The organism is Paramuribaculum intestinale (assembly GCF_003024925.1).
In the GTDB taxonomy this organism is placed as follows: domain Bacteria; phylum Bacteroidota; class Bacteroidia; order Bacteroidales; family Muribaculaceae; genus Paramuribaculum; species Paramuribaculum intestinale.
The window spans coordinates 1-14,387 of record NZ_PUED01000053.1 but is presented as its reverse complement, the minus strand read 5'-3'; the positions used below and the strand labels follow the sequence as shown (position 1 = coordinate 14,387).

11 protein-coding genes are annotated in these 14,387 nt (G+C 58.2%); 9 read left to right on the top strand and 2 right to left on the bottom strand.

What is annotated here, in order from left to right; translation table 11 throughout:
- The first annotated feature begins 1 nt into the window (after window position 1).
- Window positions 2–559 (top strand): 2,3-bisphosphoglycerate-dependent phosphoglycerate mutase, encoded by a 558-nt coding sequence (locus C5O24_RS05665; protein WP_338418704.1) that lies wholly within the window; start codon window positions 2–4, stop codon window positions 557–559.
- Between the two features lie 114 nt (window positions 560–673).
- Here C5O24_RS05665 and C5O24_RS05660 read toward each other — a convergent pair whose 3' ends face one another.
- Both C5O24_RS05660 and C5O24_RS05655 read right to left on the bottom strand, forming a co-directional pair.
- On the bottom strand, window positions 674–2,425 hold the full coding sequence (locus tag C5O24_RS05660; RefSeq protein WP_107681564.1) for a phospho-sugar mutase: 1,752 nt from the start codon (window positions 2,423–2,425) through the stop codon (window positions 674–676).
- 302 nt (window positions 2,426–2,727) lie between these two features.
- Window positions 2,728–3,930 (bottom strand): OmpA family protein, encoded by a 1,203-nt coding sequence (locus tag C5O24_RS05655; RefSeq protein ID WP_107036113.1) that lies wholly within the window; start codon window positions 3,928–3,930, stop codon window positions 2,728–2,730.
- Between the two features lie 429 nt (window positions 3,931–4,359).
- On the opposite strand from C5O24_RS05655, the gene C5O24_RS05650 reads away from it, so the two are divergent.
- The 8 genes from C5O24_RS05650 (at window position 4,360) to C5O24_RS05620 (ending at window position 14,271) form a co-directional block, all read left to right on the top strand.
- Window positions 4,360–6,588, top strand: coding sequence for a GH92 family glycosyl hydrolase (locus tag C5O24_RS05650; protein WP_107036114.1), 2,229 nt, complete (start codon window positions 4,360–4,362; stop codon window positions 6,586–6,588).
- Between the two features lie 13 nt (window positions 6,589–6,601).
- Entirely contained in the window at window positions 6,602–8,383 is a 1,782-nt protein-coding gene (gene fucI / locus C5O24_RS05645) for an L-fucose isomerase (protein WP_107681563.1), read from the top strand.
- Between the two features lie 21 nt (window positions 8,384–8,404).
- The gene (locus tag C5O24_RS05640) at window positions 8,405–9,046 is read left to right on the top strand and encodes a class II aldolase/adducin family protein (RefSeq protein ID WP_107036116.1); all 642 of its coding nucleotides are present in this window, start codon (window positions 8,405–8,407) and stop codon (window positions 9,044–9,046) included.
- Window positions 9,043–10,449 (top strand): rhamnulokinase, encoded by a 1,407-nt coding sequence (locus C5O24_RS05635; RefSeq protein WP_107036117.1) that lies wholly within the window; start codon window positions 9,043–9,045, stop codon window positions 10,447–10,449. Before C5O24_RS05640 ends, C5O24_RS05635 begins: the two co-directional genes overlap by 4 nt.
- A gap of 75 nt (window positions 10,450–10,524) precedes the next feature.
- Window positions 10,525–11,847, top strand: a complete 1,323-nt coding sequence (gene fucP, locus C5O24_RS05630) for an L-fucose:H+ symporter permease (protein WP_107036118.1) — start codon at window positions 10,525–10,527, stop codon at window positions 11,845–11,847.
- Between the two features lie 289 nt (window positions 11,848–12,136).
- Window positions 12,137–13,135, top strand: coding sequence for a TonB-dependent receptor plug domain-containing protein (locus tag C5O24_RS14455; protein ID WP_161953409.1), 999 nt, complete (start codon window positions 12,137–12,139; stop codon window positions 13,133–13,135).
- A 42-nt stretch (window positions 13,136–13,177) separates the two neighbouring features.
- A complete protein-coding gene (locus C5O24_RS14450; protein ID WP_240604914.1) occupies window positions 13,178–14,002 on the top strand; it encodes a SusC/RagA family TonB-linked outer membrane protein in 825 nt (274 codons plus the stop codon).
- A gap of 86 nt (window positions 14,003–14,088) precedes the next feature.
- Complete coding sequence (locus C5O24_RS05620; protein WP_240604912.1) at window positions 14,089–14,271, top strand: DUF4372 domain-containing protein; 183 nt, start codon at window positions 14,089–14,091, stop codon at window positions 14,269–14,271.
- Window positions 14,272–14,387: the final 116 nt, after the last annotated feature.

Below are 14,387 nucleotides of genomic sequence, written 5' to 3'. Positions count from 1 at the left end.
GCTGCAGGCCGGCCTGCAGCCGCGATGGATGTTCACCTCAGTGCTGCGGCGCGCCATCCACACCCTCCAGATCGCAGCCTGCGAGATGCAGCTCGACTGGGTGCCGGTTATCAAGGACTGGCATCTCAACGAACGCTTCTACGGCGCCCTGCAGGGACTCGACAAGAGCGCCACGGCCGAACGCTACGGCGCCGAGCAGGTGCATCTGTGGCGACGCAGCTTCGACGCGCAGCCGCCGTTGATCACTCCCGACGATCCGCGTTTTCCCGGCCACGATCCCCGATATGCGTCGCTCACGGCCGACGAGCTGCCGCTGACCGAATCGCTGCGCGACACCATCGCGCGTGTGCGCTCCTGCTGGGAGGAGAAGATCGTGCCGCGGCTTCACGACTCCGACTGCGTGCTCATAGCCGCCCACGGCAATTCACTGCGTGCGCTGGCCATGCTGCTCCTGCATCTGACGGCCTCGGAGGTCACCGGCCTCGAGATCCCCACCGGCAAGCCCTGGGTGTTCACCGCCGACGACCGGCTGGACGTGCAGTCAGCGGCCTATCTCTGAGCCTCCTCGCCCTGTACAAAAAAGATCCTGCGTCAGCGATTGAAAGTCATCTGACGCAGGATCATTTTATGTTTGTATGTCGCTCTGCCGGCCCGATGCCGGAGCGGTCGACGCTCAGTCGATGCCCAGATCGGACTTGATCTGCTGTATCTTGGCGTCGGCAGCGGCTATGGCCTTGTCGTAGTCGTCGGCCGAAGCCATCTCGCCGTGCACCTCCACGTAGAATTTGATCTTCGGCTCAGTGCCCGAGGGGCGGACGGAGATCTTGGTGTGGTCGGCGGTGAAATACTGGAGCACGTTGCTCGTCACAGGCATGTCGAGCTTCGCCGAGGTGCCTTCGAGCGGATGCGTTTCGGTGAGCGACTCGTAGTCCTTGATCACGCTGACGGGGCTGCCGCCGATCTGCTTGGGCGGATTGACACGCAGCTGCTTCATGATCTCCTGTATCTCTTCGGCGCCCTTCTTGCCCTGACGCACGAGCGAAATGCCGGCCTCGCTCGAGAAGCCATACTTCATGTATATATCCTGAAGCATCTGCAGGAAGTTCATTCCCTTGTCCTTGGCCCATGCGGCGGCCTCGGCCATGAGCGACACGGCCGACACGGCGTCTTTGTCGCGCACGAAATCCTCGGCGAGGAATCCGTAGCTCTCCTCGCCGCCTCCGAGATAGCGCGCCGAGCCTTCGTTGTCGCGGATCACGGCCGCGATCCACTTGAAGCCGGTGTAGCAGTCATACATGCGTATGTTGTTTTTCTCGGCTATCGACTTGATGGTTTCGGTGGTGACGATGGTCTTGACGATATACTCGTTGCCCTTGAGCATCCCCAGCTCGGCATTGCGGGTCATGATATAGTTGAGGAGTATCATGACTATCTGGTTGCCGTTGAGCAGCACGTATTCGCCCTTATGGTCGCGTATGACGGCTCCGATGCGGTCGGCGTCGGGGTCGGATGCCATCACCAGGTCGGCTCCCACCTCCTTGGCCTTGGCTATGGCCATGGCCATGGCCGAGGGCACTTCGGGATTGGGCGACACCACAGTGGGGAAGTTGCCGTCGGTGACATCCTGTTCGGGCACGTGGATTATGTCGGTGAAGCCGAAGCGTGCGAGCGATTCGGGGATGAGGCTTACGCCTGTGCCGTGGATCGGAGTGTAGACGATCTTCATGTCATGGTGGCGCTTCACTGCGTCGGGGCTGAGCTGCAGTCCCTTGATTGCAGTGAGGAACGCCTCGTCGACCTCCTTGCCTATGATCTCGATCTTCGACTTGTCGCCCTCGAAGCGGATATGCTCCACTCCCTTGATGCGGTTGACATGATCGATGATATTTACGTCGTGGGGAGCGATGATCTGCGCTCCGTCCTCCCAGTAGGCCTTGTAGCCGTTGTATTCCTTGGGATTGTGGGAGGCCGTGATATTCACGCCGCTCTGGCATCCGAGATGGCGTATGGCGAACGACAGCTCCGGAGTGGGGCGGAACGAGTCGAACAGATACACCTTTATGCCGTTGGCCGAGAAAATGTCGGCCACGATCTCGGCGAAGAGGCGCGAATTGTTGCGCACGTCATGCCCCACGGCCACCTTGATCTCCGGCAGATCCTTGAAATTCTCCTTGAGATAGTTGGCGAGTCCCTGTGTGGCGGCGCCAACGGTGTAGATGTTCATGCGGTTGCTGCCGGCGCCCATGATGCCGCGCAGTCCGCCGGTGCCGAATTCAAGATCGCGGTAGAAGGCGTCGATCAGTTCGGTCTTGTCGTCGGCCTCAAGCATGCGTTTCACTTCCTTTCGGGTGGCTTCGTCATAAGCCTCGCCAAGCCACACCTGTGCCTTGGCTTCAACCTGCTTGAGCAGTTCGGGATTTTCCATACGTATTCAGTTTTTGGGTAAGAATTCTTATTTACTGACATTGCCGCCCTCGCCGGGCCTGCAACATGACCGGAAATGGGCGGCACGTCAAAATTAATCAATTCGCTCCAAGTGTCCAAATTTCAGCGCGTGAAATTGGCCACAAATCCGCCCTGCGCCCGCCGCCGCGACGGTGGGCGCATACGGAGAAGGCTCCCCTTCGGTCGTTGCTGACCGGCGGGGAGCCTTAGGGCATCAGTTATATGATTCAGTCAGTTTCTTTCCGCATCGCGGAAGTCTTGACGGTGTGTCATCCTGAAGGTTTACGGCTGTGTGAAGATCACGATACGGTTCCAGTCGTTGGTGTCGTAGGGCTGAACGTCGCTGCCGTTGGCCTGGATGGTGAGGCGGCTCGGATCGATGCCATACTGGTTGACGAGAGCGTCGACTACCGACTGTCCGCGGCGCTGCGAGAGCTCCATGTTGTAGGCTGCTGTGCCGGTGTCCTTGTCGGCGTAGCCCTGAACGTAGACCTTGGTCTGGGGATTGGCCTTCATCCACTGTGCGACGTTGTAGACGTTGACAGCCTCTTCGTCGGAGATCACGGCCGAGTTGATCTTGAAGCGGACGGTAGCGAGGAGCGGAGCTGCCTGAGGAGCGGGCTGTTCTACCACTTCGGGGCAGGGAAGCTGTGCTTCGGCTGCTGCAAGGGCTGCCGATGTCGTTGCAAGAGCGCCGCGCAGATCATTGACCTGATTGTTGAGCGAATTGATGTAGTCGACATATTCGCAGGGGTTGTAGGCCTTGTAGGAGCGCTTGCCGAGATTGAAGCTCAGACCGCCGTAGACCATCAGAGTGGACTCGATAGGCTTGCCGGAAGCGACGTTGTCGAAGTTGTCGCCGTAGAAGTTGGCGCGAGCCTCAGCGAAGAAGTCGACATAGTCGCACAGACGCAGACGGAGCTGCAGGCCTGCTGCCACGGGAAGTGTCACTTCCTTCGTCTTGAGATGACGGCCCTGGTCGGTGGGGATCATGGCGATGTCGCCGTTGAAGCCCCATGTGTAGGCGACTCCCAGACCTACGTAAGGTATGATGCTGATAGCGCGGTCGGCTTTGGGTCCGCAGAGCGAGTTGAGCATATCCCACTGGAGGTCGATGTTGCCGTTGAACATGTTGGCCTTGTTGTAGTGACCCCAGTCGGTGTGGAGCTTACCGTAGAAACCGGTGGCGCGCACACCCAGATATGGGCTGAACCAGTGGCCTACGCCTACGTTATAGATGGCTGTGATGTGACGCTTTGCGTGGTGGTCGACGTTGTAGTGGTCAACGTAGGGCACCATCATACCGGCGCCGAGCTGGATATACCAATTGTCCTTCCACGATGTGGAATAGTTGGTCTTGCACTCTACAGGAACCTCTGTCACAACGCTCTCCTCGACCACTACGGCCTCCTGAGCCTTGGCTGTGTTTGCCGAAAGCAGCATGCCACCGCAGCCGACAATCGCTAAAAGAAGATTCTTTTTCATTTCTCTCGTAAATTTTAATGAAACATTTATTGTAATTGGATTTATCACTTTTCATCCGTCGCAGCGGCGGTGGTCTTCCCTCCGGAAGCGGCCGCGTTGTCGGCGTTTTGATTTTATAACATTGCCTCACTTTTTTTTGTTCGCTGCGGGGGTCTCATTTTTTCTCCCCAACGCAATACGCAACCGCAAGAATCTAACAGACAACACATTTACAACCCATAAAAAACTTCAACATCATCACCGTGGCTCACGATAAACAGTGCCCCTCGGCGCCGGCCGCCACCCGTCACCGGCGCTAAGAGCCGTCAGAACCAAGCGATCCGCACCCCTGCCGACTCCTGCAGCCCCGACACATGATATTTATTTTTGCAATCGGGACATTTTTTGTAATTTAGAGGCCACTTAACCATATTACCTTACAAGAGTGTCATGAACAAACTCCTGACAGCAGCCGCAGCAGCCGGCGTCATCATAGCCGCAGCAGCCTGCTCGACCGGCAACGAAACAGCCACCGAAACGGATTACGCGGCCTACGTCAACCCCTTCATCGGAGCCGCCGACAACGGTCACACATTCCCCGGCGCCACCACACCCTTCGGAATGATACAGACCAGCCCTGTCACCGGAGCAGTAGGCTGGCGCTACTGCTCGGAATATGTCTATTCGGATTCGGTGATATGGGGATTCACACAGACCCATCTCAACGGCACCGGATGCATGGATCTCGGCGACATACTCGTAATGCCGTCCGACGGATCACGCCGTCGCGACTGGGACCAATACCGCTCCCCCTTCGACAAGTCGACCGAAAGCGCCTCGCCGGGCTATTATGCCGTGACCCTCTCGGCTCCCGACGTCAGAGCCGAGCTTACAGCCACCCCCCACGCCGCCCTTCACCGCTACACCTACAACAGAGCCGACTCGTCGGCCCTGCTTATCGATCTGCAGCACGGTCCGGCATGGAGCGAAGCGCAATACCACAGCCACGTGCGCCTGTGCGAGACACAGTGGGAGGACTCAGTGACACTGACCGGCCATGTGATCAACTCCGTATGGGCTTCGCAGGACTACTTCTTCGTTATGCAGTTTGACCATCCGGTCAGTGACATAACCACTCTCGCGCCCGCCACCGACACAGAGCGCGGACAGCGCATCGTGGCCGGATTCGACCTGCGCCCCGGAGAGCAGCTGATGATGAAGGTGGCGCTCTCCACCACATCGGTCGACGGCGCCCGCCGCAATCTGCAGGCCGAACTTCCGGGATGGGATTTCGATGCCGTCAGCGACAAGGCAAGGGCCGACTGGAACAGCTATCTGGGCCGCATCGACGTCGACGGCACCGACACCCAGAAGACCAACTTCTACACCGCCTTCTACCACTCGCTCCTACAGCCCAATATGATAGCCGACGTCGACGGATCATACCGCAACGCAGCCGACTCCGTCGTGAAGGCAACCGGAGGAGAATTCTACTCCACCTTCTCGCTGTGGGACACCTATCGCGCCGCACATCCGTTCTACACACTGATGGTGCCCGAACGCGTCGACGGATTTGTCAACTCGCTCGTAGAGCAGGCCGAAACCCAGGGATTCCTGCCTATATGGGGACTGTGGGGCAAGGAGACATATACGATGGTGGCCAACCACGGAGTGCCGGTCATCGCCGAAGCCTACCGTAAAGGATTCCGGGGCTTTGACGCCGACCGCGCGTTCGAGGCCATCAAACGCACTCAGACCGTCAGTCACCCGCAGAAAAGCGACTGGGAGATCTACACCCGCTACGGATATTTCCCCACCGACTCCATCCGCGCCGAATCGGTGTCGTCGACACTCGAAACCGCCTACGACGACTATGCAGCGGCCGACATGGCCTCGCTGCTCGGACGCACCGACGACGAGAAGATATTCCGCGAGCGTGCCGACTACTACAAGAACCTGTTCGACAGTCAGACCGGATTCATGCGGCCGAGGCTCACCGACGGGACGTGGCGCACACCGTTCGACCCCGCATCGGTGGGACACTCCGAGAGCGTCGGCGGCGACTACACCGAAGGCAACGCATGGCAATACACATGGCACGTGCAGCACGACGTGCCCGGACTGATAGCGCTCATGGGGGGCAACGACGCCTTTGCCGACAAGCTCGACTCGATGTTCACCACCGAACTCGTCACCACACAGGCCGATGTCACCGGACTGATAGGCCAGTATGCCCACGGCAACGAACCCTCGCACCACGTCACCTATCTGTACGCACTGGCCGGACGCCCGTGGCGCACACAGGAACTTATAAGACAGATTGTCGACACACAATACCGCCCCGAACCCGACGGACTGTCGGGCAACGACGACTGCGGACAGATGTCGGCATGGTACATGTTCTCCTGCATGGGATTCTATCCCGTCGATCCGGTCAGCGCCACCTACGTCATCGGCGCCCCGCAGATGCCCGGATTCACGCTGCATCTGACCGGAGGCAAGACCTTCAGCATCCGCGCCGAAGGACTCTCGAAAGAAAATCTCTACGTGGAGAGCGTCACACTCAACGGCAAGCCCCACACATCGCCCTACATCACCCACGACGAGATAACGCGTGGCGGCGAACTGGTATTCAAAATGACCGACAGACATCAATCACACAAAAGCAACAACAGATAACACTTATAACACTATGAGCAACTATCCTAAAATCGGTATCCGTCCTACGATCGACGGCCGTCAGGGCGGCGTACGCGAAAGCCTTGAAGAGAAAACCATGGCTCTGGCTCATGCTGTGGCCGACCTCATATCGTCCAACCTCCGCAACGGCGACGGATCGCCCGTGGAATGCGTGATAGCCGACACCACAATAGGCCGAGTGGCCGAAACCGCAGCCTGCAACGAGAAATTCGAGCGCGAAGGCGTAGGCAGCACCATCACCGTCACCTCCTGCTGGTGCTACGGAGGCGAGACTATGGATATGAACCCCCACTGGCCCAAGGCTGTCTGGGGCTTCAACGGCACAGAGCGCCCCGGAGCCGTATATCTCGCATCGGTACTCGCCGCCCACTCGCAGAAAGGTCTGCCGGCATTCGGCATCTACGGTCACGACGTGCAGGATCTTGACGACAACACCATACCCGCCGACGTAGCCGAGAAGATACTCCGCTTCGCACGCGCCGCACAGGCTGTGGCCACGATGCGCGGCAAATCGTATCTCTCGATGGGCAGCGTATCGATGGGCATCGCCGGATCGATGGTCGATCCCGACTTCTTCCAGGAATATCTCGGCATGCGCAACGAATCTATCGACATGACCGAGATCATCCGCCGCATGTCTGAAGGCATCTACGACCCCGAAGAATACCGCAAAGCCATGGAATGGGCCGAAAAACACTGCAAGCCCAACGAAGGAGAGGACATCTGCAACGCATCCAACGGCAAGGCCAAAGACCGCGCCGGCAAAGACAGCGACTGGGAATTCACAGTCAAGCAGGCCATCATCATGCGCGATCTCATGCACGGCAATCCCCGCCTGCTCGAACTTGGCTTCAAAGAGGAGGCCATGGGTCACAACGCCATCGTCGGAGGCTTCCAGGGACAGCGCCAGTGGACCGACTTCTACCCCAACGCTGACTTCCCCGAGGCTATACTCAACACCTCGTTTGACTGGAACGGCACACGCGAGCCGATAACCATTGCCACCGAAAACGACGCACTCAACGGAGTGGCGATGCTCTTCGGACACCTGCTCACCAACCGCGCGGCCATATTCTCTGATGTGCGCACCTACTGGAGCCCCGAGGCTGTGAAGCGTGTCACCGGCAAGGAACTCACCGGCATGGCCAAAGGCGGCATGATACACCTCATCAACTCAGGAGCCACCACGCTCGACGGCACCGGACAGGCCACTGACATCCAGGGCAATCCCACCATGAAACACCATTGGGAGCTGACCGATGCCGACACCGACAAGATGCTCAAGGCCACGACATGGTATCCCGCCAACCGCGACTACTTCCGCGGAGGCGGCTTCTCAAGCAACTTCCTCAGCAAAGGAGGAATGCCTGTGACCATGGCTCGCCTCAACCTCGTCAAAGGACTCGGCCCGGTGCTCCAGATAGCCGAAGGATGGACCGCCGACATCGATCCGGAGATCCACGCCATACTCGACAAGCGCACCGACCCGTCGTGGCCCACCACATGGTTCGTTCCGCGCCTCGACCCGCGCACCGACGCGTTCAAGGATGTATATTCGGTGATGAACAACTGGGGAGCCAACCACGGAGCCATTTCCTACGGCCACATAGGAGCCGACCTCATCACACTGGCATCGATACTCCGCATACCGGTGTGCATGCACAACGTGCCCGACGTCGACATTTTCCGCCCGTCGGCATGGAACTCGTTCGGCATGGACAAGGAGGGCTCCGACTTCCGCGCCTGCAAGAACTACGGCCCCATATATAAGTAATCCCTGACACGAACCACAGATATGGCAACAATACAACAGATACAGGAATTCGTGGCGATGGCCCACCGTGTCGGACAGTCGGGACTGACCGTCTGCTCGAGCGGCAATCTCTCCGTGCGCCTCGACAACGACGAAGTGATGATATCCGGCACCGGCTCATGGGTGCCCGACCTGACACCCGACAAGGTGTCGGTGTGCCGCCTGTCGACCGGCGAAGTGCTCAACGGCATCAAACCCTCGATGGAGAGTGTGTTCCACATGGGAGTTATGCGCGAGCGCCCCGAAGTGGGCTGCGTGCTCCACTTCCAGTCGCCCTACGCCACCGCCGTGGCCTGCATGAAGAAGCGCCCCGCCGACTTCAACTTCACCGCAGAGTGTCCGATCCACGTCGGACGCGAGATACCGATGATACCCTACTTCCGTCCCGGCTCGCCCGAACTGGCATCGCACGTCATCGAACAGATGAAGCACCACGACTCCGTTATGCTGCTCAAGCACGGACAGGTAGTGTGTGGCAAAGACTTCAGCCAGGCGCTGGAGCGGGCCATGTTCTTCGAGATGGCATGCCGCATAGCTGTCATCAACGGCGACAATGTCGATCCGCTCACAGCTGAGGAGATCGGCGACCTCGACACTTATATCCTCGGAAAAACAACGAAATGAACCCCACATACTTAGCAGCCGACTTCGGCGGCGGGAGCGGGCGAGTGATCGCCGGCTCCCTCCGGACGGAAGGCAAGGGCTATTGCCTCGAACTGAAAGAAATCCACCGGTTTGCCAACCGTCCAGTGCAGATGGGCGACTACTTCGTATGGGACTTCCCGTCGCTCTACGCCGACATGCTCGAAGGCTTCGCCAAGGCCGCCCGTCAGGGACTCGACGTGGTGTCTGTAGGCATCGACACCTGGGGAGTGGACTTCGGACTCATCGACTCCACCGGACAGCTCGCCGGAATGCCGGTGTGCTACCGCGACACACACACCGACGGCATGCCGGAGATATTCGCCCGCGAGGAATCGCCCCAGGCACACTATGCCGAAGCCGGCATACAGGTGCTCCCAATCAACACCCTCTACAGGCTCATGGCCATGAAGCGTGCCGACGATCCCAGACTCGACATAGCGCGACGGCTTCTTTTCACACCCGATCTCCTCACCTACTTCCTCACCGGACACGAAATCAACGAATACACCATCGCATCGACATCGGAGATGCTCGACGCACGCACCCGTTCATGGAACGAGCCGCTGCTGCGCCGCATGGGTCTGCGTCCGGAGATGATGTGCCCCATCACCATGCCCGGCACCGTCGTCGGCAACATCACTCCGCGGGTGGCCGAAGCGACAGGACTTGACAGCAAAGTGAAAGTGGTGGCCGTGGGATCGCACGACACCGCGAGCGCCGCATTCGCCTCTCCGCGCAATTACACCACCGACCGTGCGGCATTCCTCAGCTCGGGCACATGGTCGCTGCTCGGAGTGGAACTCGACGAGCCTGTGCTCACCGAAGAGGCGCGCCGTGCCGGATTCTCCAACGAGGGAGGCGTAGGCGCCAAGACCCTCCTGCTCCAGAACATCACCGGCCTCTGGATACTCCAGCGACTGGCAGCTCAATGGCGCGAACGCGGCGAGGATCCCGGATGGCCGGCACTGATCGACGAAGCCGAGGCCGCAGCCGACACCGCCGTGATCGATGTCGACGACCAGCGCTTCTCACGCCCCGACGCCATGGAGCAGACCATAGCCGCCTACTGCCGCGAAACCTCCCAACCGTCTCCGTCCACACGCGGCGAATATGTCAGATGCGTGTGCCGATCTCTCGCCGAACGCTACCGCAAGGCCGTAGAGCAGGTCAACACTCTCCTGCCCCGCCCGCTCGAAGCTCTGCAGATCATAGGAGGAGGATCCAACAACCGTCTGCTCAACGCCATGACAGCCGAGGCCACCGGCCTGAAAGTCTTTGCCGGACCAGCAGAAGCCACAGCCATAGGCAATATCCTGCTGCAGGCCATCACTGCCCGACAGATCAACTCCAAGGAGCAGGTCACCGACATCAGACAGCTCTGAATTTATGATTCCGTGCGCGCACACGCGCCATGAAATCCATCCCTACCACATTTTATCTTCTTACCACTTCATCCCATGAACAACGATCCGAAAACGGCAGGACGAAAGCGGCCGCCATTAGTGCCGCGCCGCTACCTGCTGACATTCATACTTATCACCTCGCTCTTTGCCCTCTGGGGCTTCGCCAACGACATCACCAATCCGATGGTGGCAGCCTTCCAGACGGTCATGGAGCTGTCGGCCGCCAAGGCATCCATGGTACAGTTCGCATTCTACGGCGGCTACGCCACCATGGCCATACCGGCCGCACTGTTCATACGCCGCTACAGCTACAAGACCGGCATATTGATCGGGCTCGGCCTGTATGCCGTCGGAGCATTCCTGTTCATCCCGGCAGCCAACCTGCAGCAGTTCTCGTTCTTCTGCGTGTCACTCTACGTGCTGACCTTCGGACTCGCATTTCTCGAAACCACTGCCAACCCCTACATCCTCTCGCTCGGATCGCCCGACAACGCCACACGCCGCCTCAACCTCGCGCAAGCCTTCAACCCCGTCGGCTCGCTCTCAGGCATGGCAATAGCCTCGCTCATCGTGCTCCCCAACCTGCTGTCGGACCGCCGCGACGACGCCGGACAGATAATATTCCCCGCACTCGACGCCGCCGAAAAAGCGTCGATCCGCACCCACGACCTTGCAGTCATACGCGATCCCTATGTAGCGATCGGACTGGTGGTGCTCATCATGTTCGTGGTCATCGCCTGCGTGAAAATGCCGGGCAAAAACGACGACAAAGCCCCGCTGGCCTTCCGCCACACCCTCAAGAAACTGTGGGACAACGTCGACTACCGCCTCGGAGTGATCACCCAGGTATTCTACGTTGCCGCCCAGATCATGGTATGGACATTCATCATTCAGTATGCCGACAACCTCGGCATTGACAAGGCCACCGCACAGAACTATAACATTGGAGCCATGGCGCTTTCGCTCACATTCAGATTTGTAGGTACATTCTTCATGCGCTATATCCGGCCGGCCAAACTGCTCGCCATCTTCGGCATCGGAGCCAGCCTGTGCACCCTTGGCACCATACTGATCGAAGGCTACGCCGGACTGATATGCCTCGTGGCCATATCGGCATTCATGTCGATAATGTTCCCGAGCATCTACGGCATAGCCCTCGGGCGTGTAGATCACGACGATACATCGCTCGGTGCCGCATTCCTGGTCATGGCCATCGTGGGCGGCGCGCTCATGCCACCCCTCCAGGGCAGCATCATCGACCTCGGACACATCGGCCCCATGGCCGCCGTCAACGTCAGCTTCTGCCTGCCGCTGATATGCTTCATAGTGGTCACATGCTACGGGCTGCGCACCATGCGCCGGCCCGAGCACGCCTGACCGGACAATCCGTAAGCCCGACAGCCCTCCTGTCGGGAAAACCGCTCCCGCAACCACCCGTTTTGTAACATTTATCTGCTTTTACGCAGAAAATACTTACAATTCGGTATTGCGGGAGTGGTTTTTATTGTCTACTTTTGCGAAACATTAACACAAATTGTGACATATTACCTAACGGATGCGGATTTTTCATATTTTGCTATGGGCATTCATTGCCACCGGCACAATCAGTGCCGTTCATGCCGAACCGGCAGTCGCGACCATCGGCCAAACCTCTGAAACGACAACTTTGAGCGGACTCATAACCGACATCGACGGCGAGCCTCTCGCAGGAGCCGTTGTGCGTATCGATGGCACCTCTTTTGCGTGCTCGGCCAACGTCGAAGGAAAATACCAGCTCAAGGCACGCCTTAAAAAAGGAGATCTGATAAAAGTCACATTTCTGGGGATGAACCCAGTGGAAGTGATCTACGACGGACAGTCGAAACTCGACTTCACCCTTGCACCCGACAGCAACTCGCTCGACGAAGTGGTGGTGACAGCCGAACCAAACATCAACAACATCGACATCCGAGCCCGCTCGGGAGTGGTACAGACCGTCGACATGAAACGCCTCAACGAGAAGCCCATGACCGACATCAGTCTTGCGCTGCAGGGAACGGTGCCGGGACTGATAGTCACCAATACCGGCGAACTCGGATCAAAACCGCAGATACGCATCAGAGGCAACCAGTCGCTGCGCGTAGGCGACGCCGCCAACGAACCGCTGTTCATACTCGACGGCAAAGTGATATCCTCCGACGCTTTCCGAACACTCAATCCCCAGGACATCAAGGAAATCAAGGTGCTCAAGGACGCTGCCGCCTGCGCGCTCTACGGCATCAAGGCATCCAACGGAGTGATAGAGATCACATCGAAGCGCGGCAGCTACTTCGGCACGGTCGATGTCACCTACTCGCTGGGCATGGGCGCCACACTCAAAGGCCGACGCGGCGTAAAGGTGATGCGCTCCGACGAAAAACTCGAACTCGAGCGGCTCATGATGAACGAAGCCACCCCAGGCTACCGTTACAGCGAGGACTACTACCGGCGCCGCTACCCCAACAGCCCCGATCTTGACGCCATGATTGCCTCCGGAAAAGCAGTGCTCGACTCACTGCGCGGCATCAACACCGACTGGTTCAACGAGCTGATCCGGGTGGCCATGTATCAGAACCATAATCTGTCGGTGCGCGGAGGAAGCGAAAAATCGTCATACTTCGTCAGCGCCAACATCGCCACACAGTGAGGACAGGTCAAGGGCAACAGCACACTGCGCGGCACCATGCGCATGGGCATCGACGTAGCACTCGGCAAACTCGGCTACTTCACCATGACTATGGACGGAGCCTACACCGAAAACAAGACCCCCAACGGCAGCAGTTTCTCCCCCGCATCGCTCATCTACAACCTCAACCCCTACGAAACCAAGAGCGGCAACCAGCTATGGTCATACCCCAACCGCACATACGCCGACCTGATGCATCAATATCAGAGCAACACCACCGACAAGCGCGGAGGAGCATCGGCGAGCGTCAACCTCAAGCCACTCGAAGATCTGGAGATATCGGCCGTGACCGGTCTTGACTACCTTATCAACGAAGGCACCCAGCTCACCCCCGCATCGTCATACGCCGAACAGCAGAGCGGTTTCGGACCCGAAGCACTCGGACGGCTCAACAAAGACAAGAACACGCTGCTCAACTTCAGCTACAACGTGCGCGCACTCTACGCCAAAGTGCTGGGCAACGTCCACAACCTCACCCTGAGCCTCAACCACGACTACTATCTTACGTCGACCGACAATCTCGGCATCACAGGCTACGGTGTCGGCAACCACGCCTCGGCGTCGCTCATCAACCAGTCGCTCACCGGCGCCCGCAAGCCCGCCGTATCGAGCTTCAAGGAAAAAGTGGCCCAGATAGGCTACGGAGCCGTCGCCGGATATACCTACGACGACACCTACGACCTCTTCGCCACCTATAAGCTCGACGGATCATCGGTGCTCCCCTCCGACAAACGATGGAACTCCGCATGGGCCGTCGGACTCGGATGGACACCCTCGGAATACGGATTCCTGAAAAACAACTATTACTGTCCGCTAAACTTTTTTTGAGCGATTGAAAAATTAGGGCTGACACCTATTGCAGGAGTCAGCCCTAAATGGTTATTTTGGTGTCGCCAAACAATCCATGAATAACCATGAGTAAAAGTAGTAATTTCTTCGGACAGCCGATATATGGACAGCTGATAAAATCACTCAATCGTGAAAAAATTGTTGAATTCAGCCGAAAACACGGCGGAGAGAAGTATGTAAAGAGCTTTGACGGCTATACGCATCTGCTTACGATGCTCTATGCCGTGATCCAGCGCTCGGTAGTTTGACAGTTGCATTTTCATGAATCTTTTTTGCTGGCACGCTTGCACGTGTCAAATTTTATTACTATCTTTGTAGCACCGTGTAGCAATCAACGGCAGGGCGGCATAATATGAAGCTGAAA